Source organism: Streptomyces sp. NPDC030862, from assembly GCF_055571835.1.
In genome coordinates, this window is the sequence record NZ_JBVIEN010000003.1 from 662,122 (window position 1) to 685,708 (window position 23,587).

The window sequence follows — 23,587 nt, forward strand, 5'->3', positions numbered from 1 at the left end:
TGGACCGACCGTCCGGGACTGGCCGTCGAGGACTGACGGTGCGGGACCGACCGTCTGGGACTGACCCCGTCCGGGACCGGACCGGAGGCGGCGGGTTTCCGGGCTGCCGGGTCCCTCTCGAACATCGGGCCGGATGCGCATAGCATCCGGCCATGTCCAATGGTCAGTGGTACCCACCCGAGTGGCCCGATCGGATCCGCGCGCTCGCCGACGGCTCCCTCGAGGTGGTGCCCCCGCGGCGGGCCGCGACCGTCATGCTCCTGCGCGACGCCGCCGAGGCCCCCGAAGGCGCCGAGAACACCCAGGGCACGCAGGTCCACATGCTGCGCCGGCGCACCTCCATGGCGTTCGCAGGCGGCGCGTACGCGTACCCGGGCGGCGGAGTCGACCCCCGCGACCGGACCCCCGTGCGCTGGGCGGGCCCTTCCCCCGCCGACTGGGCGGCCCGCCTCGGGGTCGCGGACCCCGCCGAGGCGCAGGCCGTCGTCTGCGCGGCGGTGCGCGAGACGTACGAGGAAGCGGGCGTCCTGCTCGCCGGGCCGACGGCGGACTCCGTCGTCGCCGACACCACGGGCGACGACTGGGAGGCCGACCGGGCGGCCCTCGTGGCCCGGGAGCTGGCCTTCGCGGAGTTCCTCGACCGGCGCGGGCTGGTGCTCCGCTCCGACCTCCTCGGGGCGTGGGCGCGCTGGATCACCCCGGAGTTCGAGCCCCGCCGCTACGACACCTGGTTCTTCGTGGCCGCCCTGCCCGAGGGCCAGCGCACCCGGAACGCCTCCACCGAGGCCGACCGCACGGTGTGGATCCGCCCGGCGGAGGCGGCGGCCGGGTACGACCGGGGCGAGCTGCTGATGATGCCCCCGACGATCGCCACCCTGCGCGCCCTCGCGCGGTACGCCACCACGCCCGCCGCCGCCCTGGCCGCGGCACGGGACCAGGACCTCACCCCCGTACTGGCCGAGGCGCGCCTGGAGGGCGACCAGGTGATCCTGAGCTGGCCGGGCCACGACGAGTTCACCAAGCGGGTGTCCTCGCAGCTGCCGACAGGGGGGCCTTCCGCATGACCGACGCCGCCGCGCTTCCCGGACAGCCGCGCGGAGCCGTGATCTCCGGCCCCGCCACCCGACGCGCCGTCAACGTGCTCGCGCCCAACCCGTCCGCCATGACCCTCGACGGCACGAACACCTGGATCCTTTCCGAGCCGGACTCCGCGCTCGCCGTGGTCGTCGACCCCGGGCCGCTCGACGACGGCCACCTGTCCCGGGTCGTCGAGACCGCCGAGCGGCTGGGCAAGCGCGTCGCGCTCACGCTCCTCACGCACGGCCACGCCGACCACGCGGAGGGCGCCGCACGCTTCGCCGAGCTGACCGGGACGCCGGTACGGGCCCTGGACCCGGCGCTGCGCCTCGGCGACGAGGGGCTACGGGCGGGGCAGCTGATCGAGGTCGGGGGCCTGGAACTGCGCGTCGTACCGACGCCCGGGCACACCGCCGACTCGCTCAGCTTCCACCTCCCGGCCGATCGCGCCGTACTGACCGGGGACACCATCCTGGGCCGCGGTACGACGATGGTGGCGCACCCGGACGGCCGTCTCGGCGATTACCTGGACTCGCTGCGGCGGCTGCGCTCGCTGACGGTCGACGACGGGGTCCACACGGTGCTGCCGGGGCACGGGCCGGTGCTGGAGGACGCCCAGGGCGCGGTCGAGTACTACCTGGCCCACCGCGCGAGCCGGCTCGCCCAGGTGGAGACGGCCGTCGAGAACGGCTACCGGACCGCGCCGGAGGTCGTGGCGCACGTGTACGCGGACGTGGACCGTTCGCTGTGGCCCGCGGCCGAGCTGTCGGTACGGGCGCAGCTGGAGTACCTGAGCGAGCACGGCCTGATCTGAGCCCGCCGGGACGTACGAAGGGCCGCTCCGCGGATCGCGGGGCGGCCCTTCGTACGAACGGGGTACCGGCGCGGGTCAGCGCGAGCGCTTCGCCAGCCGCTCCACGTCCAGCAGGATCACGGCGCGGGCCTCCAGACGGAGCCAGCCGCGGCCGGCGAAGTCGGCGAGGGCCTTGTTGACCGTCTCGCGGGAGGCGCCGACGAGCTGGGCCAGCTCCTCCTGGGTGAGGTCGTGCACGACGTGGATACCCTCCTCGGACTGCACGCCGAAGCGGCGCGACAGGTCCAGGAGCGCGCGGGCGACGCGGCCCGGCACGTCGGAGAAGACCAGGTCCGACATCTGGTCGTTGGTCTTGCGCAGGCGCCGCGCGACGGCGCGCAGCAGGGCGCTGGCCACCTCGGGGCGGGCGTTCAGCCAGGGCTGGAGGTCGCCGTGGCCCAGGCCGAGGAGCTTGACCTCGGTCAGCGCGGTGGCGGTGGCGGTGCGCGGGCCCGGGTCGAAGAGGGACAGCTCGCCGATCAGCTCGCCGGGGCCCAGGACGGCGAGCATGTTCTCGCGCCCGTCGGGGGAGGTGCGGTGCAGCTTCACCTTGCCCTCGGTGACCACGTAGAGCCGATCGCCCGGGTCGCCTTCGTGGAAGAGCGCGTCGCCACGGGCGAGCGTCACCTCACTCATCGAGGCGCGGAGCTCCGCGGCCTGCTCGTCATCGAGCGCCGCGAAGAGCGGGGCGCGCCGCAGAACGTCGTCCACGAGTTCTCTCCTATGTCGACCTGCTCAGGGACGTTGGGTGTGGGTCCCATGATGCCGGACGGTAAAACAGTGCGATCAATCACAACAAGTTTGACGCACTGGTACGCGTGTCCGTGCGGCAGGGCCCCGATTGGGTCGTGATCGCCCGTGCCCGGGGCGGATGTCGGTGTCGGCGCTTAGGCTGGCCGGGTGTCCAATTCGCCGGTGAGAGCGCAGGCCAAGGGGGCCGGGAGAGTGTCCGGGGAACAGAATTCCGCTGTGGGCGAACACGCGTCGCCTTCACCGAAAAAATCGGCAAAGGCGGCTCAATCGGGCGGTTCGTCACGAGCGCGTTCGTCCGCCGCGCCGACCGCTGCGTCCAAGCCCGCGCCCAAGCCGTCTCGCGCCGCGGCAGGGAAGACGGCAGGGAAGGCGGCAGGGAAGGCGGCCGGGAAGACGACCGACAAGACCACGGGCAAGGCGGCCGGTAAGACCGCGGGCAAGACCACGGGCGCGACCACGGGCAAGAGCGAGTCGCGGCTGGCGATGGTGCGGCGGGCCCGCCGCATCAACCGGGAGCTCGCCGAGGTGTATCCGTACGCCCACCCGGAGCTCGACTTCCGCAACCCCTTCGAGCTGCTCGTCGCGACCGTCCTGTCGGCCCAGACGACCGACCTCCGCGTCAACCAGACGACCCCGGCGCTCTTCGCGAAGTACCCGACCCCCGAGGACATGGCCGCCGCCGTCCCCGAGGAACTGGAGGAGCTGATCCGGCCCACCGGCTTCTTCCGCGCCAAGGCGAAGTCCCTGATCGGGCTCTCCACGGCGCTCAGGGACACCTTCGGCGGCGAGGTCCCCGGCCGTCTGGAGGACCTCGTCACCCTCCCCGGCGTGGGCCGCAAGACCGCCAACGTGGTCTTGGGTAACGCTTTCGGTGTACCGGGCGTCACTGTGGACACCCACTTCGGCCGCCTCGTACGCCGCTGGAAGTGGACGGAGCAGGAGGACCCGGAGAAGGTCGAGGAGGAGGTCTGCGCGATCTTCCCGAAGTCCGAGTGGACCATGCTGTCCCACCGCGTGATCTTCCACGGCCGCCGGATCTGCCACTCCCGCAAGCCAGCCTGCGGAGCATGCCCCATCGCGCCGCTGTGCCCGTCGTACGGCGAGGGCGAGACGGACCCGGAGAAGGCGCAGAAGCTGCTGAAGTACGAGATGGGCGGCCTGCCGGGCCAGCGCCTGGCCCCGCCGCCGGACTACCCGGGACGGCCCGCCGCCCCGCTCGCCACGGGCGACGACGAGTGACGGACCGGGTGCCGGACCGAGTGACGGATCGGGTAGCGGGCCGAGTGCCGGATCGGGTAACGGACCGAGTGACAGTCCGCGTCACAGCTCGCGTCACAGAGGGTGATGGAACGAACCGGGGAGCGGAACACGTTGGGAAAGCCGGGGGTGCCTATGACGCGCGCTGAGCAAGACGCCCGGCAGGAGGGCGGAGGACACGCCGGCCGTACCGGTACGGCCGGCGGAGCCGGTACGGCGGTGGCCGTCAGTGACGACGGCCTGCCCGCGTGGCTCCGGCCCCTCGCCCGCGCGGCCCGCACCATCGCGCCCGAGGAGCTGAGCCGTTTCCTGCCGCCCGAGGAGGGGGGCCGCCAGGCCGCGGTGCTGATCCTCTTCGGCGAGGGCGAGCGCGGCCCCGAGCTGCTCCTCATGGAGCGCGCCGGCAGCCTGCGCTCGCACGCCGGCCAGCCGTCGTTCCCCGGCGGCGCCCTCGATCCCGAGGACGGCGACCCGGCCACCACCGGTCCGCTGCGCGCCGCGCTGCGCGAGGCGGAGGAGGAGACGGGCCTCGACCCCGCCGGCGTACAGGTCTTCGGCGTGCTGCCGCGCCTCTACATCCCGGTGAGCGGCTTCGTCGTGACGCCCGTCCTCGGCTGGTGGAGGTCACCGAGCCCGTTCCGCGCCGTCGACCCGGCCGAGACCGCCCGCGTCTTCACAGTGCCCGTGGCGGATCTCACGGACCCGGCCAACCGCGCCACGACCGTCCATCCCAGCGGCCACCGCGGGCCGGCGTTCCTGGTCGCGTCCGCCCTCGTGTGGGGCTTCACCGCCGGCGTCATCGACCGCATCCTCCACTTCGCCGGCTGGGAGCGCCCCTGGGACCGGACCAGGCAGGTCCCGCTCGACTGGCGCTCATGACAGGCTGATGACTCCGCTCCGAGGCCGGCCGGGGTGGCCGGAGACGAATCTGCGAGGCTAATGACGGTGAACGTGCTGGACATCCTGTTGCTGGTCGCCGCCGTCTGGTTCGCGATCGTTGGCTACCGCCAGGGTTTCGTCGTCGGAATCCTGTCGGTGATCGGCTTCCTCGGCGGCGGTCTCGTCGCGGTCTACCTGCTTCCGCTCGCCTGGGGGCCGCTGACGGGCGACGCCAAGGTCTCGACGACCGCCGCGATCGTCGCCGTCGTCATCGTCATCGTCTGTGCCTCCGTGGGCCAGGCCTTCACCACCCACCTCGGCAACAAGCTCCGCCGGCACATCACCTGGTCGCCCGCCCGCGCCCTGGACGCCACCGGCGGCGCCCTCGTCAACGTGGTGGCGATGCTGCTCGTGGCGTGGCTGCTCGGCTCCCTCCTCGCCCCCACCACCCTGCCGACCATCGGCAAGGAGGTGCGCGGCTCCAAGGTGCTGCTCGGGGTCGACCGGGTGCTGCCCGACCAGGCCGACACCTGGTTCGACGACTTCCGCTCCGTACTGGCGCAGAACGGCTTCCCGCAGGTCTTCAGCCCGTTCTCCAACGAGCCCATCACCGAGGTCCGCCCGCCGGACCCGGCGCTCGCGGGCAGCCCGGTGGCCGCCCGCGCCCAGAAGTCCATCGTCAAGGTCGTCGGTACGGCCCAGGGGTGCGGCAAGGTCCTCGAAGGGACCGGCTTCGTCTTCGCCGAGCGCCGTGTGATGACCAACGCCCACGTGGTGGGCGGGGTGGACGAACCGACCGTCCAGATAGGCGGTCAGGGGCGGCTGTACGACGCGCGGGTAGTCCTGTACGACTGGCAGCGCGACATCGCCGTACTGGACGTACCGGACCTGCAGGCGACGCCGCTGCAGTTCACGGACACGGACGCGCGGAGCGGGGACAGCGCGATCGTCGCGGGCTTCCCGGAGAACGGCGCGTACGACGTCCGCTCCGCGCGCGTCCGCGGCCGGATCAACGCCAACGGCCCGGACATCTACCACCGCGACGAGGTGCGCCGCGATGTGTACTCGCTCTTCGCGACCGTCCGCCAGGGCAACTCCGGCGGCCCGCTGCTCACCCCGGAGGGCAAGGTCTACGGAGTCATCTTCGCGAGGTCCCTGGACGACGTGAACACCGGCTACGCCCTGACGGTCGACGAGATCCGCGAGGACATCGAGCGCGGCCGCACCGCCAACCAGCAGGTCGACAGCCAGGCCTGCGCGCTCTGAGACGGGCTGCCGGGCTCAACCGTCCACCTGAGCCCGGCGCTCAACCGCCCGGCTGAACCATGTGCTCAACCGCCCGGCCGAGCCCGGCAGTCCGGCAGTCCGGCTCAGTCGCGGGGATGCCGCAGCCGGGCCGAGACCCAGCGGGCCCGGCGGCGCAGGATGCGCGAGATCCCGAGGCGGGGATCGGGCCCCTGGCCCTGCGGGCCGCTCCTCTGCGGGTTCGGCGTGGAAGCCGAGGCCGAGACCGAGCGGCGGTTGCGTGCTGCGTCAGCGTAGTCGTGCGTCCAGCCCATACCCGGACCTCTGCCCGGGCCCCAAGGTCGGTAACCGCCCGCGGCGCCGCCAATCGGCCTATGCGCGAGGCATTTGGCTGTTCGTAGGACAACCGTTCCCTCGTATTTCCGGTGCAACGTCCTACCGGTCCGGCTCGGGGTCCTTCAGCCAGTTGACGAGCTCCGTCGAGAAGGCCACCGGGTCCTCCTCGTGCGGGAAGTGGCCCAGCCCCTCGAAGAGCCTCCAGCGGTACGGCGCTTCCACGTACTCGCCCGAACCGGCCGCGCTGCGCGTCCGCATCACCGGGTCCAGCGCGCCGTGCAGGTGCAGCGTCGGCACCCGCACCGGCCGCTTCATGCGCCGGTTGAACTGGATGCCGTCCGGCCGGGCCAGCGACCGCACCATCCACCGGTACGGCTCGATCGAGCAGTGCGCCGTCGACGGGATGGTCATCGCCCGCCGGTACGCGGCGATCACGTCCTCGTCCGGTTCGTCCGCCCCCGGCCCCGACCAGTCCCGGATCAGCCGGCCGACCAACGCCGCGTCGTCCGCGACGAGCTGACGCTCGGGCAGCCACGGCCGCTGGAAGCCCCATACGTACGCGTTGGCGCGGGTCTGCGCGAAATCGGAGAGCATCGCCGAGCGCCACCGGCGGGGATGCGGCATGGAGGACACCACCAGGCGCCGCACCAGCTTGGGCCGCATCACCGCCGCCGTCCACGCCAGGTAACCGCCGAGGTCGTGGCCGACCAGCGCGGCGTCCGGCTCGCCCAGCGAACGCACCACACCGGTGATGTCGAGGGCCAGGTTGGCGGGGTCGTAACCGCGCGGCGTACGGTCGCTGCCGCCCACGCCCCGCAGGTCCATCGCCACGGCGCGGAAACCGGCGTCGGCGAGCGCCGGCAGCTGGTGGCGCCAGGTCCACCAGAACTGCGGGAAGCCGTGCAGCAGCAGCACCAGCGGCCCGTCGCCCATCTCGGCGATGTGGAAGCGCGCCCCATTGGCGGCCACGTCCCTGTGTGTCCAGGGACCATCAATCCGTACGGGACTGCTGCCAGGGCTGCCCGTGCCGCCCGCGCTGCTTTCAGGGACCGTCATGCGGACGAGCGTGCCACAACCTCGGCCTCACCCTTGACCGGAAGGGCGGGGGTGCCCGCGCCGCGCGGGTGCGGCTTGGCGTTGCCCAGCACCGCCGCCGACCGCTTCGCGGAGGCGATGGACCGCTCCGGCGGCTTGACCTTCTTGAACTTCGACACGGCCAGCAGCGCCGCCAGCGCCGCCAGTACCAGGTACGCGCCGCCCACGATCAGGAAGGACCACGCGAGGCCCAGTCCCAGGTTGTGGATGCCGTACGCGGCCGCGAAGCTCAGCACCGGCAGCGAGAAGAGCGCGAACACGCCCGCGACGCTGAGGGCGGCACCGCCCATCGCACCGCGCTTGACGTCCTGACGCAGTTCGGCCTTGGCCAGCGCGATCTCGTCGTGCACGAGCGCGGACAGCTCGGTGGTCGCCGAAGCGACCAGTTGGCCGAGGCTGCGGTCCGTGCCAGCCGCGCCGAATGCACCGTTGCCGGCGGGGTCGCTCATCGTCTCGCTCCCTCTTCTCTCCTACGGTCCGACCTCAGATCATGCCGGACCGTCGCCGTCCCTGCGCGTTGCCCCCGCCACTTCGGCCTCGGCGGCGGCCGCTTCGGCCGCCCGCCGCCGGTGGTCGGCGGCCTTCTTCTCGTACAGTTCGGCCATTCTCAGGTGGTACGCGGGGTCGCCGATCTCGTACACGTCCGGCACACCGCTGAGGTCCTCGTCGCGCTCCTCCTCCTCGAGCAGCGCCCGGTACCTGCGCACCCGCAGCTTCAGCAGGACCGAGGCGCATACGGCGGCGATGAGGGAGCCCATCAGGACCGCCGCCTTGACCTCGTCGGTCTGCGCCGCGTCCCCGGCGAAGGCGAGCTCGCCGATGAGCAGCGAGACGGTGAAGCCGATGCCGGCGAGCGTGGCGACGGCGAAGAGGTCCGCCCAGGCCAGGTCCTCGTTGAGCGACGCCCTCGTGAAGCGGGCGGTCAGCCACGTACCGCCGAAGATGCCGACGGCCTTGCCGACCACCAGGCCGAGCACCACACCGAGCGTCACGGGCTGGGTGAAGACGTCGCCCAGCGCGTCGCCGGAGACGGACACCCCCGCCGAGAACAGTGCGAACAGCGGCACGGCCAGGCCGGCCGACACCGGGCGCACCAGGTGCTCGATGTGCTCGCCGGGGGAGTGCTCCTCGCCCTCGCGGCGCAGGCAGCGCAGCATCAGGCCCATGGCGACGCCGGCGATGGTGGCGTGGACGCCGCTGTTGTACATCAGGCCCCAGATGACGAGCGCCAGCGGTACGTACACGTACCAGCCGCGTACGCCCTTGCGCAGCAGGAACCAGAAGACGGCGAGGCCGGCGACCGCGCCGCCGAGCGCCGCGAAGTTCAGGTCGCTGGTGAAGAAGACCGCGATGATCAGGATCGCGAAGAGGTCGTCCACGACGGCGAGCGTGAGGAGGAAGGCGCGCAGCGCGGACGGCAGCGAGGTGCCGATGACGGCCAGGACGGCGAGGGCGAAGGCGATGTCGGTGGCGGTGGGCACGGCCCATCCGGCCAGGGAGCCGCCGCCCGCGACGTTGGTCACGACGTAGACGAGAGCGGGGGCGATCATGCCGCAGAGCGCGGCGGCCACGGGCAGGGCGGCGGCCTTCGGGTCGCGCAGTTCGCCCGCGACGAGCTCGCGCTTGAGCTCGACACCGGCGACGAAGAAGAAGATCGCGAGCAGGCCGTCGGCGGCCCAGTGCTGGAGGGAGAGATCCAGGCCGAGTGCGGCCGGGCCTATGTGGAAGTCGCGGACCGTCTCGTAGCTCGCGCTGATCGGGGTGTTCGCCCAGACCAGGGCGGCGATGGCGGCGAGCAGGAGGAGGACGCCGCCGACGGTCTCGGCGCGCAGCGCGTCCGCGACGAACGTCCGCTCGGGGAAGGGCAGCCGATCGAGGAACTTCCGGGCGGCGGACGGGGGTGCGGGGGAGTGGGACGGCTTGGGCGCGGCCACGGGGGACCTCCGGTCGGTACGGCGGCGGGCAGGACGAAACACCTGCCGACCAGACTTCCCGGCGCACCCTTTATCGCTTTGTTGACGTGATCCTTACCCTAACGCGTGCATGCGAAGAGGGCACCCGGCGCGGACTGTGCGCCGAGTGCCCTCCTGCTGCCCGCTGTGTGCCGGGTCAGTCCTCGCTGGAGGCGGCCGGCAGCTTGGACTGGATCAGCTCCATGACGGACGAGTCGGTCAGGGTGGTGACGTCACCCAGCTCCCGGTTCTCCGCCACGTCGCGCAGCAGACGGCGCATGATCTTGCCGGAGCGGGTCTTGGGCAGCTCGGCGACCGGGAGGATCCGCTTCGGCTTGGCGATCGGGCCGAGGGTGGCGCCCACGTGGTTGCGCAGGTCGGCGACGAGGGTGTCGTCCTCGCTCGCGGTGCCGCGCAGGATCACGAACGCGACGATGGCCTGGCCGGTCGTCTCGTCGGCCGCGCCGACGACCGCCGCCTCGGCGACCTTCGGGTGCGAGACGAGCGCGGACTCGACCTCGGTGGTGGAGATGTTGTGGCCGGAGACCAGCATGACGTCGTCCACCCGGCCGAGCAGCCAGATGTCGCCGTCGTCGTCCTTCTTGGCGCCGTCGCCGGCGAAGTACCTGCCCTCGAAGCGCGACCAGTAGGTGTCGATGAAGCGCTGGTCGTCGCCCCAGATGGTGCGGAGCATCGACGGCCACGGCTCGGTCAGGACGAGGTAGCCGCCTCCGCCGTTGGGCACTTCGTTCGCGTCGTCGTCGACGACGGTGGCGGAGATGCCGGGCAGCGGGCGCTGGGCCGAGCCGGGCTTGGTCTCGGTGACGCCCGGCAGCGGGGAGATCATCATCGCGCCGGTCTCGGTCTGCCACCAGGTGTCCACGATCGGCGTCCTGCCGGCGCCGATGTTCTCCCGGTACCAGATCCAGGCCTCGGGGTTGATCGGCTCGCCGACCGACCCGAGCACGCGGAGGCTGGACAGGTCGAACTTGGCGGGGATGTCGTCGCCCCACTTCATGAACGTACGGATCGCGGTCGGCGCCGTGTAGAGGATCGTGACCCCGTACTTCTGCACGATTTCCCAGAACCGGCCCTGGTGCGGCGTGTCGGGCGTGCCCTCGTACATGACCTGCGTCGCGCCGTTGGCCAGCGGCCCGTAGACGATGTACGAGTGGCCCGTCACCCAGCCGATGTCGGCGGTGCACCAGTAGACGTCGGTCTCCGGCTTGAGGTCGAAGACGGCGTGGTGCGTGTAGGCCGCCTGGGTGAGATAGCCGCCGGAGGTGTGCAGGATGCCCTTGGGCTTCCCGGTCGTGCCGGAGGTGTAGAGGATGAAGAGCGGCTGCTCGGCGTCGAACGCCTCGGGCGTGTGCTCGGTGGACTGGCGGCCCACGACGTCGTGCCACCACAGGTCGCGGCCCTCGGTGAAGGCGGTGTCCTGACCGGTACGGCGGACCACGAGCACGTGCTCCACCTGCGGGCACCTGGTCACGGCTTCGTCGATGGCCGGCTTCAGCGCGGACGGCTTGCCGCGCCGGTAGCCGCCGTCGGCGGTGATGACCAGCTTGGCGTCGGCGTCCTGGATGCGGGACGCGACGGCGTCGGCCGAGAAGCCGCCGAAGACGACGGAGTGCGCGGCGCCGATGCGGGCGCAGGCCAGCATGGCGATGGCGGCCTCGGGGATCATGGGCATGTACACCGCGACCCGGTCGCCCTTGCGGACGCCGAGCTCGGTCAGCGCGTTGGCCGCCTTGGACACCTCGTCCTTGAGCTGGGCGTAGGTCAGGGCCCGGCTGTCGCCCGGCTCACCTTCGAAGTGGAGGGCGACGCGGTCGCCGTGACCCGCCTCGACATGGCGGTCCACACAGTTGTACGCGACGTTGAGCTTGCCGTCGGCGAACCACTTCGCGAAGGGCGGGTTGGACCAGTCGAGGGTCTCCGTCGGCTCGGTGGCCCAGCTCAGCCGCCGCGCCTGCTCGGCCCAGAACCCGAGCCTGTCCGCCTTGGCCTGCTCGTACGCGTCCGCCGTCACATTGGCGTGCGCGGCCAGCTCGGCGGGCGGAGCGAAGCGCCGCTCCTCCTTCAAAAGGTTGGCCAAGCTCTCGTTGCTCACGACATCTCCCATTCCCAGGGCGTCCGATGTGTCCCAGCCCATACCTCATCAGCCCGGTGCCCGGGATGACAAGGGTTTCCCGAGCATTGGTTTAGACCTGTCGGTGTCTGAGGCGGGGCGTCGGTGTGGTTCCCCTTCCCCGGGCGGTGGGGAGGAGGAACCACACCGACGTGCACGGCCGCCGACCGCCGGAGGTTCACCCAGCGGGGCCGGGGCCGGGGTCCCGGCCCCGGCCCCTGGCCATGGCGAGCGCCACCGGGACGGGACCGGTCATGCCGGAGCTTCCTCCCGGAGCGTGGCGGTCACGGGGTCGAAGACCTCGTCGAACCCGTCCGAGCCCGACAGCAGATACGCCTGCGCCTCGCCGACGTGGAAGTACATGCCGTGGAGCTCCAGCGTGCCCTCGGCCAGCCGGCGTGCCACCGACTCGTGGGCCTTCAGGTGCTCCAGCTGCTGGACCACGTTGGTCAGGCACAGCTGCTCGACCACGTCCGCCGGCAGGCGGCCGGAGAGCCGCGTCCAGGTGCGGTGCTTGCTCTTCATGCGGTCCACGCTCGGCTGCGCGTGCCGCAGCCAGCGCCGCAGCGGGGTCTGCGCCGCCTGCGGCGTCCCGGGCGGGGCGTTCAGCAGCGTCTGCATCGCGCCGCAGCCGGAGTGGCCGCACACGGTGATGGACTGCACCTGCAGCACGTCGACCGCGTACTCGATCGCGGCCGCCACCGAGTCGTCCCCGGACTCCTCCCCCGGCAGCGGCACCAGATTGCCCACGTTCCGCACGGTGAACAGATCACCCGGCCCGCTCGCCGTGATCATGCTGGTTACCAGGCGGGAGTCGGCGCAGGTGAGGAAGAGCTGCGACGGCCGCTGCCCCTCGCGCGCGAGCCGCGCCAGCTCGTCCCGCACCAGCGGGGCCGTGTTGCGCTGGAAGGAGCTGAGCCCACTGGCCAGTTGGCGGCCGGTCGGACCCGACGCGTCCGCCATGGCGCCCGCCGGCTCCGGCCGGTCGGCGTCCGGGTGCTCGCCGCAGTGGTGGTTGCGCCACGCGGTCCAGGGCCGGCAGCAGGCGTCCGCACTCGAGCCGAGCTCTCCGATCCGCACCCCGGAACGCCCGGCCACCTCGACCTGCCCGCCCCGCGCCAGGTGCGTCATCTGCCAGTCCTGCAGCGTTTCGTAGGCGGCGTGGTCCATGAAGGACCCGTCCAGCTCGACGATGACGTACGCGCCCTGCGGGATCTGGTGCAGCGCCCGGCTCAGCCGGGGCACGGCGAGGAACGTCAACTGCCCGCGCACCCGCACGTGCTCGGCGTCGTCCCTGCTTTCGACGGTGATGCGGGTCTTGGACAGCCGGTGCAGCGCGAGGCCCGTGGCCGTCACGATGCCGAGCGCCACGCCCTCCAGGATGCCGATCAGCACGACACCGGCCACCGTCACCGCGTACACGATGACCTCGCGGTGGCGGGTGACGCTGCGGATGTGGGTGATGCTGACCATCTGGATGCCGACGATCATCACGAGCGCGGCGAGCGCCGGCAGCGGAATCAGGTCCAGGACGGGGACGAGGAAGAGGGCGGCCAGCACCACCCACAGGCCGTGCAGCATCGTGGAGTTGCGGCTGATGGCGCCCGCCGACACGTTGGCGACGCTGCGCACCGCGACACCGGCGACCGGCAGACCGCCCAGCGCCCCGGAGACGATGTTCGCCGCTCCCTGCCCGGCCAGCTCGCGGTCGAGGTTCGAGCGCGGCACATGGACCTTGGGCTCCTTGCGGGCGGCCACCAGCTTGTCGACGGCCACGGCGGACAGCAGGGACTGGACGCTGGTGACGAGCGCGATGGTCAGGACGCCGGCGGCGATGCCGAGCGCCGGCCCCTCGGGCAACCCGGGCAGCGCGTGACTGCTCCAGGAGGGCAGGTCCACGCGCGGCACGCGCATCCCGGAGGCGACGGCCAGCAGCGTCGCCGCCGCCACGGCGGCCAGCGCGGCGGGCACCTTCCGCAGGAGCCGGCCGGCGGTCCCCGGAATCCGTGGCCACAGCAGCAGGAGGGCGATGGTGAGCACGCTCACGGACAGCCCCGCGAGGTGGGGGTCCAGCAACTGGGCCGGAAGCCCGAGGGCGTTGTCCACGGCGGAGCTCTGCGGCGTACCTCCGAGGACGACATGGAGCTGGGCGAGGGCGATCGTCGTCCCGATGCCCGCCACCATGCCGTGCACGATCGCGGGGGAGACGGCGAGCGCGGAACGCGCCACCCGTAGCGTGGCAAGGCCGAGTTGAGCGATTCCCGCGAGGACGGTGATGGCGCAGGTGGTGCGCCAGCCGTATTTCTGGATCAACTCGGCGGTGACGAGCGTCAGTCCGGCGGCGGGCCCGCTGACCTGGAGCGGCGAACCGCCGAGCCGGCCGACGACGATGCCGCCGACCGCGGCCGCGACCAGGCCGGCCTGGAGCGGCGCGCCGGTGGCGAGCGCGATGCCGAGGGAGAGCGGCAGCGCGATGAGGAAGACGACGATGGACGCGGACAGGTCGGTGCCCGCGATGTGGAACCGGCCGCGGAGGCGGGCCTGGCGCGGCGCGCGGAACCGGCCGTCGCCGGGCGGGCTGTGGGGTCGCTGGGATGGGGGTGGTGCGTCACCGTCCGCGCTGGACGTACGGCCAGAACGGGACAGGCGCGGGGGGATGCAGGCGGTCATGGTTCCCATGTCCTCCGGGGCGGCGCGGTCGCGGTACGTGCGAATCGAACGAACGTGTGGGGGTCGCGGCCGTGTGTCACGGCGGCCGTGGGCTACGGCGCTAAGTAGCGGGTTTGCCAACTCTCAGTAAATTGATCGTAATGCAGAGTAAAGATTCAGGCATGACTTTCGGGGCAAATAGTGCAGTGATTCACCCGATTCAGTGATTAATCGTTCTAGTACGGCTTGTCATACATTCACACTCACGCCCGCGATGCGAGGTTGACGGCGCTCTCAGCAGACCCCTGGGCCCCTGGGAGCACTCGCAAGCACCCGTAAGCACAGAAGGGCGGGCGGATGATGGCCGTCACGAAGAGGTTCACTGTCGGTACGGCCGCGGCCGCTGCCGCGACCACGGCGGCGCTCGTCGCCGGGCTGACCGGATGCGGCGGCTCCGGTCAGGCCGCCCGCACCGAGGGCGCCCCCGGCCCGAAGAAGGCGGCGGCCCCCAAGAACGCGGTCCGGCTCATCGGTGACGGCTCCACCGCCTTCACCGGCGTCCAGCCCGGCCTGCGCAAGGCGGAGCGCCTGAAGCCCGGTCAACGGCCGCCGCAGTTCGTCGTCTTCTCCTGGGACGGCGCCGGCGAGGACAGCCAGAAGCTGTTCTCGCACTTCCGCAAGGTGGGCAAGAAGTACGGCGCGACGATGACGTACTTCCTCAGCGGCGTCTACCTGCTGCCGGAGGAGAAGGCGGCGCTCTACCACCCGCCCGGACACGCGCCCGGCCGGTCCGACATCGGCTTCAACGACCGCGAGGGCATCCGCGACACCGTGCGCCAGCTGCGCGGCGCCTGGCAGGAGGGCAACGAGATCGGCACCCACTTCAACGGCCACTTCTGCGGTCCGGAGTCGGGGGTGGGCACCTGGTCGGTCGATGACTGGAAGAGCGAGATCACGCAGGCCAAGGCCTTCGTCAAGAACTGGAAGACCAACGCCGGCCTGACGGCCGAGCAGCCGCTGCCGTTCGACTACGACAAGGAACTCATCGGCGCCCGCACACCCTGCCTGGAGGGCCGGGAGAACTTCGTACGCGCCGCGAGCGAGCTGGGCTGGCGCTACGACACCAGCGGCATCAACAACCAGATCTGGCCGGAGAAGGAGCGCGGGCTCTGGGACCTGGGCCTGCAGATGATCCCCGTCCCGGGGCGGCAGTTCGAGACGCTGTCGATGGACTACAACTTCATGGTCAACCAGTCCGGCACCGCCAAGGGCGCCCCCTCGATGCACGCCTACTGGGGCGACCAGTTCCGCGACGGCATGCTCCAGGCCTTCGACCGCGCGTACCACGGCAACCGTGCCCCGCTGATCATCGGCAACCACTTCGAGTCGTGGAACGGCGGCACCTACATGCGCGCCGTCGAGGAGACGATCGCGCAGGTCTGCGGCCGGCAGGAGGTGCGCTGCGTCTCCTTCCGGCAGCTCGCCGACTGGCTGGACGCCCAGGACCCCGCCGTACTGGCGAAGCTGCGCACCCTGAAGGTCGGGGAGGCACCGAAGGGCGGCTGGGCGGAGTTCCTCGCCGCCCGCCCGGCCGCCCCGGCGGCCTCACCCGTCAAGGCCCGTCAGGCGGGCTGAACGGCACCGATCCCCTCACGCAGGACGAAGGCGGGGTCGACCTGGGCCGCCAGGTCGGCGCCCGTCTTCGCGTTGCCCCAGCTCTCGGCGTTCTTGAGGTGGAAGTGCACCATCTGGCGCGTGTAGCGCTCCCAGTCGCGCTGCCCGTACGCGTCCGCCACCGCCCGGTGGAGCGTCCGCAGCGCCGCCTGGTTGTCGGACTCCAGCAGATCGAACCGGGCCGGACGGCCCTTCTCCATCGCGCGCACCCAGTCGGAGTGGCCGACCGTCACCAGCAGGTCGTCGCCGACCTCCTCGCGCAGGAAGTCCACGTCGTCCAGGCCCTGCACCTTGTTGCCGACGACCCGCAGGGCGACGCCGAAGTCGCGGGCGTACTCCTTGTACTGACGGTAGACGGACACACCCTTGCGGGTCGGCTCGGCCACCAGGAACGTCATGTCGAAGCGGGTGAACATGCCGGACGCGAAGGAGTCCGAGCCGGCCGTCATGTCGACGACCACGTACTCGTCGGGTCCGTCGACCAGGTGGTTGAGGCACAGCTCCACCGCCCCGACCTTCGAGTGGTAGCAGGCGACCCCGAGGTCCGTCTCGGTGAAGGGGCCCGTCGCCATCAGCCTGATCTCCCCGTCGTCCAGCCGTACGGGGCGGGCGCAGGCGTCGTAGACGGGGTTGTCCTCGCGGACCCGCAGCAGGCGGGAGCCTTCGCCCGGCGGGGTCGTCTTGATCATCGTCTCGGCGGACGCGATCCGGGGATTCGAACCCCGCAGGTACTCCTTGATCAGGGGCAGGTGCGCACCCAACGCGGGCAGCGCGGCGGCCTCGGACTCGTCCAGGCCGAGAGCGGTGCCCAGGTGCTGGTTGATGTCGGCGTCGACGGCGATGACGGGTGAACCGGTGGCGGCGAGGTGGCGGATGAAGAGCGAGGACAGCGTGGTCTTGCCGCTGCCGCCCTTCCCAACGAAAGCGATCTTCATATTCATATAGAGTAGCGGTGTGTAGCGGCACGATTGCGTCATGTTGTGCCGCGTATGAGGCTCGCCACTCGGCGGTGGGGCGCCAGGCGCCGGGCGCGTAGCCTCCCTACTTATGAGTACGAGTGCCGCTGACCCCCTGGCCGCCCTGGGCGCCCTTCCGGGCGTGCCCGATGCCGTGGAGTCCGTACGCAAGGCCGTCGACCGCGTCTACGGCCATCGGGTGATGCGCCGCCGGAGCAGTGAGATCACCTCCGAGGCCGCGCTGCGCGGCGCACGCGCGTCGGCGGCGCTGGCGGGCGCCGACTGGGCGCTGGAGGAGGTACGCCGGCGCACGGACTTCAGCGGTGACGCGGAGGCCCGGACGGTCGGAGCGGCGCTGCGCCTGGGCGCCGAGGCGGGCCAGCTGCTGTCCATCTGGCGGCAGTCGCCGCTGCGTGTGCTGGCGCGGCTGCACCTGGTGGCGGCCGGCGACCCGGGTGACGCGGGCGCCTCCGGCGGGTCCGCGGCCGAGGTCGGCAGGCCCCGGCAGGAGGGCGAAGCCGTCGACGAGCCGCTGATCCGGGCGCCGTTGCCGGACGCCGCCGAGGCCGTCGGCCGACTGGAGGGGCTGGCGGATTTGCTCATCGCGGGCAGCTCGGCTCCGGCGCTGGTGACGGCCGCGGTCGTGCACGGCGAGCTGCTGGCGCTGCGGCCCTTCACCACGTACAGCGGCCTGGTGGCGCGGGCGGCCGAGCGCATCGTGCTGATCGGCAGCGGGCTGGACCCGAAGGCGATCTGCCCGGCGGAGGTGGGCCACGCCGAGCTGGGGCGGGAGGCGTACGTGGCGGCCTTCGACGGCTATCTGTCCGGGACGCAGGACGGCATGGCGGCGTGGATCGCGCACTGCGGACGCGCGGTGGAGCTCGGCGTGCGCGAGTCGACGGCGGTCTGCGAGGCGCTCCAGCGCGGCGCCGCCTAGAAGCGGGGAGAAGGGTTGCGGCGGTACCGATATCGGTACCGCCGCTGGCACGTCCGCCGGGTTACCATGCGTCCTCGATATATGCCCATCAGGCGGGGTACTTTGCCCGACGCCTGGTGCGGCTGGCCCGTAATCGACGGGTCGACGTCGCGTGGGTGCTCGGCTTCTGTGCTTCGGTCCGTGGGGCCTTCTTGCTTAACAGGTGATCCTTTCGGAGCCTCTGGTCTCGCGGGCCGTTACCTCCTTTGTACTCCCGTCGGGGAGGAAGTGAAAGCCCTGGCTCCGCTTATTGGTTTTTCTTATCAAGCAGGGGCGAAGCGGGCGCCCCTGGGGCGTGTGACCGCGGGCTACGCCGGCTGCCGCCGCCGGCTCGCGTACCAGACGAGCCCGGCCGTGGCCGCCGCCGCGCCCACCGCGGCCGCCGCGACCAGCGCCGGGCGGGGCGGCATCCGCAGCGCGGGCAGTCGCTGCTTGAGCCGCACCGGGCGGGTGAAGACGAGAACCGGCCATCCTCGGGCTGCCGCCTCGCGGCGCAGCGCACGGTCCGGGTTGACCGCGTACGGGTGCCCCACGGTCTCCAGCATCGGTACGTCGGTGGCGGAGTCGCTGTACGCGTAGCAGCGCGACAAGTCGTACCCCTCCGACTCGGCCAGCTCCCGGATCGCCTCCGCCTTCGTCGGGCCGTAGGCGTAGTACTCGACCTCTCCGGTGAAGCAGCCGTCCTCGCCGACGACCATGCGGGTCGCCACGACCCGGTCCGCCCCGAGGAGCTCCCCGATCGGCTCGACGACCTCGGCACCGGACGTGGAGACGATCACCACGTCCCGGCCGGCGGCGTGGTGTTCCTCGATGAGGGAGGCGGCCTCGTCGTAGATGATCGGGTCGATCAGGTCGTGCAGGGTCTCGGCGACCAGTTCTTTGACCTGCTGGACGTTCCAGCCTTTGCAGAGTGCGGAGAGGTACTCCCGCATCCGCTCCATCTGATCGTGATCGGCGCCCCCGGCGAGGAAGACGAACTGGATGTAGGCAGTCCGCAGGACGGCGCGGCGGTTGATCAGGCCGCCTTGGTAGAAGGACTTGCTGAAGGTCAGAGTCGATGACTTCGCAATGACCGTCTTGTCCAGGTCAAAGAAGGCTGCGGTGCGCGGCAAGGAGTGGTTTTCCACGAGCCTGAGCATAGGTGCCCGCCATTCGGCGTACGCTGGGGCGCGTGGGTTTGCCTGAGAGGGCTCTCGGGTACACCATGGAAGTCACGGATCGTTCGCGACCGTGCTAACCCGGTCCGACTCCTCCCCCCCCGAGTCGGCCGGAGAAGACGACCCCCGCTCTCCCCCCCGGCGGGGGTCGTCGCATGTCCGGACGCGTTTTCGCGCGTCGGGCCCCTTTGGCTGCGCTCATGCCGCCCTCCTCCGCGTCTCGGTCGCGCCCGTCCCTGACGCGATGCGTTCCTCACTCAGCGTAGCGGAAGTGCTGCGCTCCGGAAGTCGCTGGTATGGGCGAACGGGATATTCACAAGTGGCGAGTTGTCCACAGTTTCCGAGCAAGATCCACTTCTTTTCCGGAAGCCGTGCACGGTGATTCCAGCCGCGAAGTCCGCGGTCGGCGGGATTCGCGGATCTCGCCTCGCGTACGAACACCGTCGAAGGTGACGCGGAGACCGTGCGGAGAGTCCGCGAACGCGCCGCGAACACCGCGCGAATGAACGCACCGACGACGCCTGCGCAAGCGCGGACGAAGTACGGGCGAAGCGGCGGGCGAAGACCAGGCGAAGACCGGGATGAAGAGCTGGGTGAAGACAGTGAGCAGGGGGCGGAATTATGGCCGGATCACACACATCCGACAGAGCGCCGGCATCCGACGCGCGGCAGGCCGGGCCGCTGATCATCACGGAGGACGCGGAGCTCCTCGACGACCTGCTGCGGCTGTGCGCCGCGGCCGGCGCGCACCCGGAGGTCCACCCCACGGTGCCGGAGCACCGGGCGGCCTGGGAGAGCGCCCCGCTGATCCTGGTGGGGGACGACGCGGCCGTCAGGTGCCGGGGGGCCACACGCCGGAGCGGCGTCCTGCTCGTCGGTCATGACCAGGACGATCCCGGGGTGTGGCGGCGCGCGGTGGAGATCGGCGCCGACTGCGTGCTGCGGCTGCCCGACGCGGAGAGCTGGCTCGTCGACCGGATCGCGGACGTGGCGGAGGGCGTGGGGCGACAGGCGCTCACCGTCGGGGTGATCGGCGGCCGGGGCGGTGCGGGGGCCTCGACGCTGGCCTGCGCGCTGGCGGTCACCGCGGCCCGTGGCGGGCGGCGCACGATGCTCGTGGACGGTGATCCGCTGGGCGGCGGCCTCGACGTGCTGTTCGGCGGCGAGCAGGCGGAGGGCCTGCGATGGCCTGATTTCGCCGCCTCCAAGGGCCGGGTCGCGGCCGGGGCGCTGGAGGAGTCCCTGCCCTCCCTGCGGGGTCTGCGGGTGCTCAGCTGGGACCGGGGCGACGCCGTGACGATCCCGCCCGAGGCGATGCGGTCGGTGCTCGCGGCGGCGCGCAGGCGCGGTGGCGTGGTCGTCGTCGACCTGCCGCGCCGGATCGACGAGGCCACCGCGGAAGCGCTGGCGCAACTGGACCTCGGCCTGCTGGTCGTGCCCGCTGAGCTGCGCGCCGTCGCGGGCGCAAAGCGGGTGGCGTCGGCGGTCGGCATGGTCCTGCGGGATCTTCGGGTCGTGGCACGCGGACCGTACGCCGCGGGGGTGGACGAACAGTGGATCGCCGACGTGCTCGGGCTGCCGCTCGCCGGTGAACTGCCCCTGGAACCGGGTCTCATGGCCGACCTCGACGCGGGTGCCCCGCCGGGTGACGGCGCGCGCAGCCCGCTGGGGCGGTTCTGCGCGGCGTTCTGGGAGCGCGCACTCGCCGGGGAGGGGGTGTCATGACGGCGGGCCTGCTGGAATCCGTACGCCGCCGGCTCGCGGAGAGCGGCTCGGAACCGACCCCGGCCGGAGTGGCGGCGGCCCTGCGGGCGCAGGGCAGGCTGCTGGGCGACGCCGAAGTGCTCGGGGCTGCCGAGGTGTTGCGGTCCGAGCTCGTCGGCACGGGTCTGCTGGAACCGCTCCTGACCGATCCCGCGGTGACGGACGTCCTGGTGTCGGCGCCGGACCGGGTGTGGGTGGACCGGGGCGGTGGGCTGGAGCTGACGGACGTGGCCTTCCCGGACGCGGCGGCCGTGCGCAGGCTGGCGCAGCGGCTCGCCGCGGTGGCCGGCCGGCGGCTGGACGACGCCCGGCCCTGGGTGGACGCCCGTCTGCCGGACGGGACGCGGATGCACGCGGTGCTGCCCCCGGTGGCGGTCGGTTCGACGTGTCTGTCGCTGCGGGTGGTCCGGCCGCGCGCGTTCTCCGTGCGGGAGTTGGTCTCGGCGGGGACGGTGCCGCCGGGCGGGGACCGGGTGCTGAGGGCGCTGGTGGAAGCCCGCGTCTCGTACCTGGTCAGCGGCGGGACCGGGTCCGGCAAGACGACGCTGCTGTCGACCCTGCTGGGTCTGGTCGGTGAGGGCGAGCGGATCGTACTGGCCGAGGACTCGGCCGAGTTGCGGCCCGATCATCCGCACGTGGTGCGGCTGGAGGCGCGGCCGCCGAACCAGGAGGGCGCCGGCCGGGTGACCCTGCGGGACCTGGTGCGGCAGGCGCTGCGGATGCGGCCGGATCGGCTGGTGGTGGGCGAGGTGCGCGGAGCCGAGGTGACCGATCTGCTGGCCGCTCTGAACACCGGCCACGAGGGCGGCTCATGCACCGTCCACGCCAACACCGCGGCCGATGTGCCGGCCCGGCTGGAGGCGCTCGGCACGGCGGCGGGGCTCGACCGGGCGGCGCTGCACAGCCAGCTGGCGGCCGGCCTGTCGGTGGTGCTGCACCTGGTGCGCGACCGGGGCGGGCGGCGGCGGATCGCCGAGGTGCATGTGCTGGAGCGGGACCGCCAGGGGCTGGTGGTGACGGTGCCCGCGCTCCGGTGGGGCGCGGACGGGTTCCTGTACGAGCGGGGCTGGGAGCGGTTGCGGTCGCTGATCGGAGGTGCGCGGTGGTGACGGGACAGCCGGTGTACGCGGCGGTGGTCTGCGCCGGTGCGGCGGCGTGGCTGCTCATGGAGCGGCAGCGCGGTCTGCGGCGGGCGCGGCTGCTGTTCGCCGGAGCGGGAGGGGAAGCCGTCGCGGGAGGAGGCGCCGTGGAGCCCGCGCCCTGGTCCTGGCGGCGGTGGTGGCCGGCGCTGCGGCTGCGACGCGAATGGCTCTGCCTGGCGGCGGGTGGTCTGATCGCGGTGCTCGGGGCCTCCGTACTGCCGCTGCTGGCGGGCGGCGCGGCGGTGCCGCTGGTGCGGCGGCGGCTCGCGGCCCGCGAGCGCGCCAGGGCACGCGACCGGCGGGCGGAGGCGGTGATCGCGCTGTGCGGGGCCGTCGCGGCCGAGCTGCGCGCCGGGTGGCAGCCGGGGCAGGCCTTGCGCTTCGCGGCCGGCTCCACGGGCGCGTTGGGTTCCGAGGAGGCTGCTGTCCTGGCGGCGGCGCGGTTCGGCGGCGACGTCCCGGAGGCCCTTCGGCGGGTGGCCCGGGAGGACGGCGCGGACGGGCTCGCCGGGATGGCCGCCTGCTGGCAGGTGGCGGCGGACGGCGGCGCCGGGCTGGCCGCCGGACTCGACCGGTTGGAGGCGGCACTGCGGGAGCAGCGCGACCAGCGCGAGCGGCTGAGGGCGCAGCTGGCGGGCGCCTGGGCCACGGTCGGACTGCTGGCCGTCCTGCCGGTCGTGGGGCTGGCCATGGGCTGGGCCATGGGGGCCGATCCGCTGCGGGTGCTCCTGCACACTCCGGCGGGCGCGGGCTGCCTCGTCGTGGGCGGACTGCTGGAGGCGGCCGGTCTGTGGTGGGCCGGCCGGATCGTACGGGCCGGGGAGGAGCCGTGAACGCCGAACTCTTCCACAGGCTGGGGACAGCGCTCGCGCTCGCCGCCGTCGCGGTCTGGGTGGTGTGGTCGGTGGCGGCCCTGCGCCGTGAGCGCCGGGGGCGCGGGCGGATGGCCGCGCTGCTGGAGGCGCGCTGCGCCCGGCGTCCGTCACGGCGACCGCCGTACGGGGCGTGGGCGCGGCGCTGGACGGCGCCCGTGGCCGCGGCCCTCGCCGGATACGTCCTGGTCGAGGGGCTGGTCGGCGGTGTGGTGGCGGTCGCGTGCGCCTATGGCGTACGGCGCTGGCAGCGGCGCCCGAGACGGTTGTCCGACGACGGGCGGGCGGCACAGGGCCTGCCGTTGGCGGCGGACCTGCTGGCGGCGTGCCTGTCGGCGGGCGCGGGGCCGCGCGAGGCGGCCGAGGCGGTCGGCGAGTCCCTGGGCGGCCCCGTCGGGGAGCGGCTGGCCCGTACGGCCGCCGAGCTGCGGCTGGGCGGCGAACCGGCCGAGGCGTGGGGCGGGTTCGCCGCGATACCGGGCGCCCAGGGGCTGGCCCGCTGTCTGGAGCGGGCGTCGGCCTCGGGCGCACCCGCCGCCGACGCGGTGTCCCGGCTCGCCGCCGGGCTGCGCGCGGAACGGGAGCGGTCGGCGGCGGCCCGGGCCCAGCGGGCCCAGGTGCTGATCACCGCGCCGGTGGGTCTGTGCTTCCTGCCCGCGTTCCTCGCGGTCGGGGTGGCGCCGGTGCTCGTGGGGCTGGCCGGCGGATTGCTGTGAACGGGTGAGATTCGGATCGATGCAAGGGGGATTGCGATGTGGAAGCGGTTGAAGGCCGGGCTCGCCCGGCTGCGCGGGGACGCGGGCATGACTACCAAGCGTG

20 protein-coding genes are annotated in these 23,587 nt (G+C 72.5%); 11 read left to right on the forward strand and 9 right to left on the reverse strand.

Features of this window, described 5'->3' with window-relative positions:
* Positions 1 to 152 precede the first annotated feature (152 nt).
* Together ACZ42X_RS11125 and ACZ42X_RS11130 are read left to right on the forward strand one after the other, a co-directional pair.
* The gene (locus ACZ42X_RS11125; RefSeq protein ID WP_468286973.1) at positions 153 to 1,064 is read left to right on the forward strand and encodes an NUDIX hydrolase; all 912 of its coding nucleotides are present in this window, start codon (positions 153 to 155) and stop codon (positions 1,062 to 1,064) included.
* A complete protein-coding gene (locus ACZ42X_RS11130) occupies positions 1,061 to 1,891 on the forward strand; it encodes an MBL fold metallo-hydrolase (RefSeq protein WP_468286976.1) in 831 nt (276 codons plus the stop codon). The genes ACZ42X_RS11125 and ACZ42X_RS11130 overlap by 4 nt, the downstream gene beginning before the upstream one ends.
* A 75-nt stretch (positions 1,892 to 1,966) precedes the next feature.
* Here the strand turns inward: ACZ42X_RS11130 and ACZ42X_RS11135 are convergent, their stop codons facing one another.
* Positions 1,967 to 2,641 carry a Crp/Fnr family transcriptional regulator gene (locus ACZ42X_RS11135; protein WP_010473292.1) on the reverse strand — a complete coding sequence of 225 codons (675 nt, stop codon included), beginning with the start codon at positions 2,639 to 2,641 and terminating at the stop codon, positions 1,967 to 1,969.
* Positions 2,642 to 2,899: 258 nt separating this feature from the next.
* Between ACZ42X_RS11135 and nth the strand changes: the two genes are divergently transcribed.
* The 3 genes from nth to ACZ42X_RS11150 all read left to right on the forward strand — a co-directional run bounded on the left by nth (position 2,900) and on the right by ACZ42X_RS11150 (position 6,085).
* Complete coding sequence (gene nth / locus ACZ42X_RS11140; RefSeq protein WP_468286979.1) at positions 2,900 to 3,922, forward strand: endonuclease III; 1,023 nt, start codon at positions 2,900 to 2,902, stop codon at positions 3,920 to 3,922.
* A gap of 153 nt (positions 3,923 to 4,075) precedes the next feature.
* The gene (locus ACZ42X_RS11145; protein ID WP_468286981.1) at positions 4,076 to 4,819 is read left to right on the forward strand and encodes an NUDIX hydrolase; all 744 of its coding nucleotides are present in this window, start codon (positions 4,076 to 4,078) and stop codon (positions 4,817 to 4,819) included.
* A 66-nt stretch (positions 4,820 to 4,885) separates the two neighbouring features.
* Positions 4,886 to 6,085, forward strand: coding sequence for a MarP family serine protease (locus ACZ42X_RS11150; RefSeq protein WP_468286983.1), 1,200 nt, complete (start codon positions 4,886 to 4,888; stop codon positions 6,083 to 6,085).
* 104 nt (positions 6,086 to 6,189) lie between these two features.
* Here the strand turns inward: ACZ42X_RS11150 and ACZ42X_RS11155 are convergent, their stop codons facing one another.
* The 6 genes from ACZ42X_RS11155 to ACZ42X_RS11180 all read right to left on the reverse strand — a co-directional run bounded on the left by ACZ42X_RS11155 (position 6,190) and on the right by ACZ42X_RS11180 (position 14,248).
* Positions 6,190 to 6,378, reverse strand: coding sequence for a hypothetical protein (locus ACZ42X_RS11155; protein WP_468286985.1), 189 nt, complete (start codon positions 6,376 to 6,378; stop codon positions 6,190 to 6,192).
* A gap of 121 nt (positions 6,379 to 6,499) precedes the next feature.
* Positions 6,500 to 7,456 carry an alpha/beta fold hydrolase gene (locus tag ACZ42X_RS11160; RefSeq protein ID WP_468286988.1) on the reverse strand — a complete coding sequence of 319 codons (957 nt, stop codon included), beginning with the start codon at positions 7,454 to 7,456 and terminating at the stop codon, positions 6,500 to 6,502.
* Positions 7,453 to 7,944 (reverse strand): phage holin family protein, encoded by a 492-nt coding sequence (locus ACZ42X_RS11165; RefSeq protein WP_468286990.1) that lies wholly within the window; start codon positions 7,942 to 7,944, stop codon positions 7,453 to 7,455. The genes ACZ42X_RS11160 and ACZ42X_RS11165 overlap by 4 nt, the downstream gene beginning before the upstream one ends.
* 39 nt (positions 7,945 to 7,983) lie before the next feature.
* A complete protein-coding gene (gene nhaA / locus ACZ42X_RS11170; RefSeq protein ID WP_468286993.1) occupies positions 7,984 to 9,429 on the reverse strand; it encodes a Na+/H+ antiporter NhaA in 1,446 nt (481 codons plus the stop codon).
* Between the two features lie 175 nt (positions 9,430 to 9,604).
* On the reverse strand, positions 9,605 to 11,560 hold the full coding sequence (gene acs / locus ACZ42X_RS11175; RefSeq protein ID WP_468286995.1) for an acetate--CoA ligase: 1,956 nt from the start codon (positions 11,558 to 11,560) through the stop codon (positions 9,605 to 9,607).
* 270 nt (positions 11,561 to 11,830) lie between these two features.
* The gene (locus ACZ42X_RS11180; protein WP_468286998.1) at positions 11,831 to 14,248 is read right to left on the reverse strand and encodes a bifunctional SulP family inorganic anion transporter/carbonic anhydrase; all 2,418 of its coding nucleotides are present in this window, start codon (positions 14,246 to 14,248) and stop codon (positions 11,831 to 11,833) included.
* Between the two features lie 336 nt (positions 14,249 to 14,584).
* Here ACZ42X_RS11180 and ACZ42X_RS11185 point away from each other — a divergent pair, with 336 nt between their 5' ends.
* Positions 14,585 to 15,862: a polysaccharide deacetylase family protein gene (locus ACZ42X_RS11185; RefSeq protein WP_468287001.1), complete on the forward strand. Its 1,278-nt coding sequence runs from the start codon at positions 14,585 to 14,587 to the stop codon at positions 15,860 to 15,862.
* On the opposite strand, the gene ACZ42X_RS11190 is transcribed toward ACZ42X_RS11185, so the two are convergent.
* Positions 15,850 to 16,842 carry an ATP-binding protein gene (locus ACZ42X_RS11190; RefSeq protein WP_468287004.1) on the reverse strand — a complete coding sequence of 331 codons (993 nt, stop codon included), beginning with the start codon at positions 16,840 to 16,842 and terminating at the stop codon, positions 15,850 to 15,852. The genes ACZ42X_RS11185 and ACZ42X_RS11190 overlap by 13 nt on opposite strands.
* 106 nt (positions 16,843 to 16,948) lie before the next feature.
* Between ACZ42X_RS11190 and ACZ42X_RS11195 the strand changes: the two genes are divergently transcribed.
* On the forward strand, positions 16,949 to 17,794 hold the full coding sequence (locus tag ACZ42X_RS11195; RefSeq protein ID WP_468287007.1) for a Fic family protein: 846 nt from the start codon (positions 16,949 to 16,951) through the stop codon (positions 17,792 to 17,794).
* A gap of 347 nt (positions 17,795 to 18,141) precedes the next feature.
* Here the strand turns inward: ACZ42X_RS11195 and ACZ42X_RS11200 are convergent, their stop codons facing one another.
* Complete coding sequence (locus ACZ42X_RS11200) at positions 18,142 to 18,972, reverse strand: HAD-IB family hydrolase (protein WP_468287010.1); 831 nt, start codon at positions 18,970 to 18,972, stop codon at positions 18,142 to 18,144.
* 639 nt (positions 18,973 to 19,611) lie between these two features.
* Here ACZ42X_RS11200 and ssd point away from each other — a divergent pair.
* The 4 genes from ssd to ACZ42X_RS11220 are packed head-to-tail and all read left to right on the forward strand — an operon-like array spanning position 19,612 to position 23,484.
* A complete protein-coding gene (gene ssd / locus ACZ42X_RS11205) occupies positions 19,612 to 20,715 on the forward strand; it encodes a septum site-determining protein Ssd (protein ID WP_468287011.1) in 1,104 nt (367 codons plus the stop codon).
* Positions 20,712 to 21,863 carry a TadA family conjugal transfer-associated ATPase gene (locus ACZ42X_RS11210; protein ID WP_468287014.1) on the forward strand — a complete coding sequence of 384 codons (1,152 nt, stop codon included), beginning with the start codon at positions 20,712 to 20,714 and terminating at the stop codon, positions 21,861 to 21,863. Before ssd ends, ACZ42X_RS11210 begins: the two co-directional genes overlap by 4 nt.
* Positions 21,860 to 22,729: a type II secretion system F family protein gene (locus tag ACZ42X_RS11215; protein WP_468287016.1), complete on the forward strand. Its 870-nt coding sequence runs from the start codon at positions 21,860 to 21,862 to the stop codon at positions 22,727 to 22,729. The genes ACZ42X_RS11210 and ACZ42X_RS11215 overlap by 4 nt, the downstream gene beginning before the upstream one ends.
* The gene (locus ACZ42X_RS11220) at positions 22,726 to 23,484 is read left to right on the forward strand and encodes a type II secretion system F family protein (RefSeq protein WP_468287019.1); all 759 of its coding nucleotides are present in this window, start codon (positions 22,726 to 22,728) and stop codon (positions 23,482 to 23,484) included. The genes ACZ42X_RS11215 and ACZ42X_RS11220 overlap by 4 nt, the downstream gene beginning before the upstream one ends.
* Positions 23,485 to 23,587 lie beyond the last annotated feature (103 nt).

Bases quoted from the DNA above. Each gene is read 5' to 3' on its own strand.
- ACZ42X_RS11190 (WP_468287004.1), bottom strand. From the start codon at position 16,842: ATGAATATGAAGATCGCTTTCGTTGGGAAGGGCGGCAGCGGCAAGACC.
- ACZ42X_RS11155 (WP_468286985.1), bottom strand. From the start codon at position 6,378: ATGGGCTGGACGCACGACTACGCTGACGCAGCACGCAACCGCCGCTCG.
- ACZ42X_RS11180 (WP_468286998.1), bottom strand. From the start codon at position 14,248: ATGACCGCCTGCATCCCCCCGCGCCTGTCCCGTTCTGGCCGTACGTCC.
- ACZ42X_RS11165 (WP_468286990.1), bottom strand. From the start codon at position 7,944: ATGAGCGACCCCGCCGGCAACGGTGCATTCGGCGCGGCTGGCACGGAC.
- ACZ42X_RS11130 (WP_468286976.1), top strand. From the start codon at position 1,061: ATGACCGACGCCGCCGCGCTTCCCGGACAGCCGCGCGGAGCCGTGATC.
- ACZ42X_RS11185 (WP_468287001.1), top strand. From the start codon at position 14,585: ATGATGGCCGTCACGAAGAGGTTCACTGTCGGTACGGCCGCGGCCGCT.
- ACZ42X_RS11125 (WP_468286973.1), top strand. From the start codon at position 153: ATGTCCAATGGTCAGTGGTACCCACCCGAGTGGCCCGATCGGATCCGC.
- ACZ42X_RS11195 (WP_468287007.1), top strand. From the start codon at position 16,949: ATGAGTACGAGTGCCGCTGACCCCCTGGCCGCCCTGGGCGCCCTTCCG.
- ACZ42X_RS11210 (WP_468287014.1), top strand. From the start codon at position 20,712: ATGACGGCGGGCCTGCTGGAATCCGTACGCCGCCGGCTCGCGGAGAGC.
- ACZ42X_RS11200 (WP_468287010.1), bottom strand. From the start codon at position 18,972: ATGCTCAGGCTCGTGGAAAACCACTCCTTGCCGCGCACCGCAGCCTTC.
- ACZ42X_RS11160 (WP_468286988.1), bottom strand. From the start codon at position 7,456: ATGACGGTCCCTGAAAGCAGCGCGGGCGGCACGGGCAGCCCTGGCAGC.
- ACZ42X_RS11145 (WP_468286981.1), top strand. From the start codon at position 4,076: ATGACGCGCGCTGAGCAAGACGCCCGGCAGGAGGGCGGAGGACACGCC.
- ssd (WP_468287011.1), top strand. From the start codon at position 19,612: ATGGCCGGATCACACACATCCGACAGAGCGCCGGCATCCGACGCGCGG.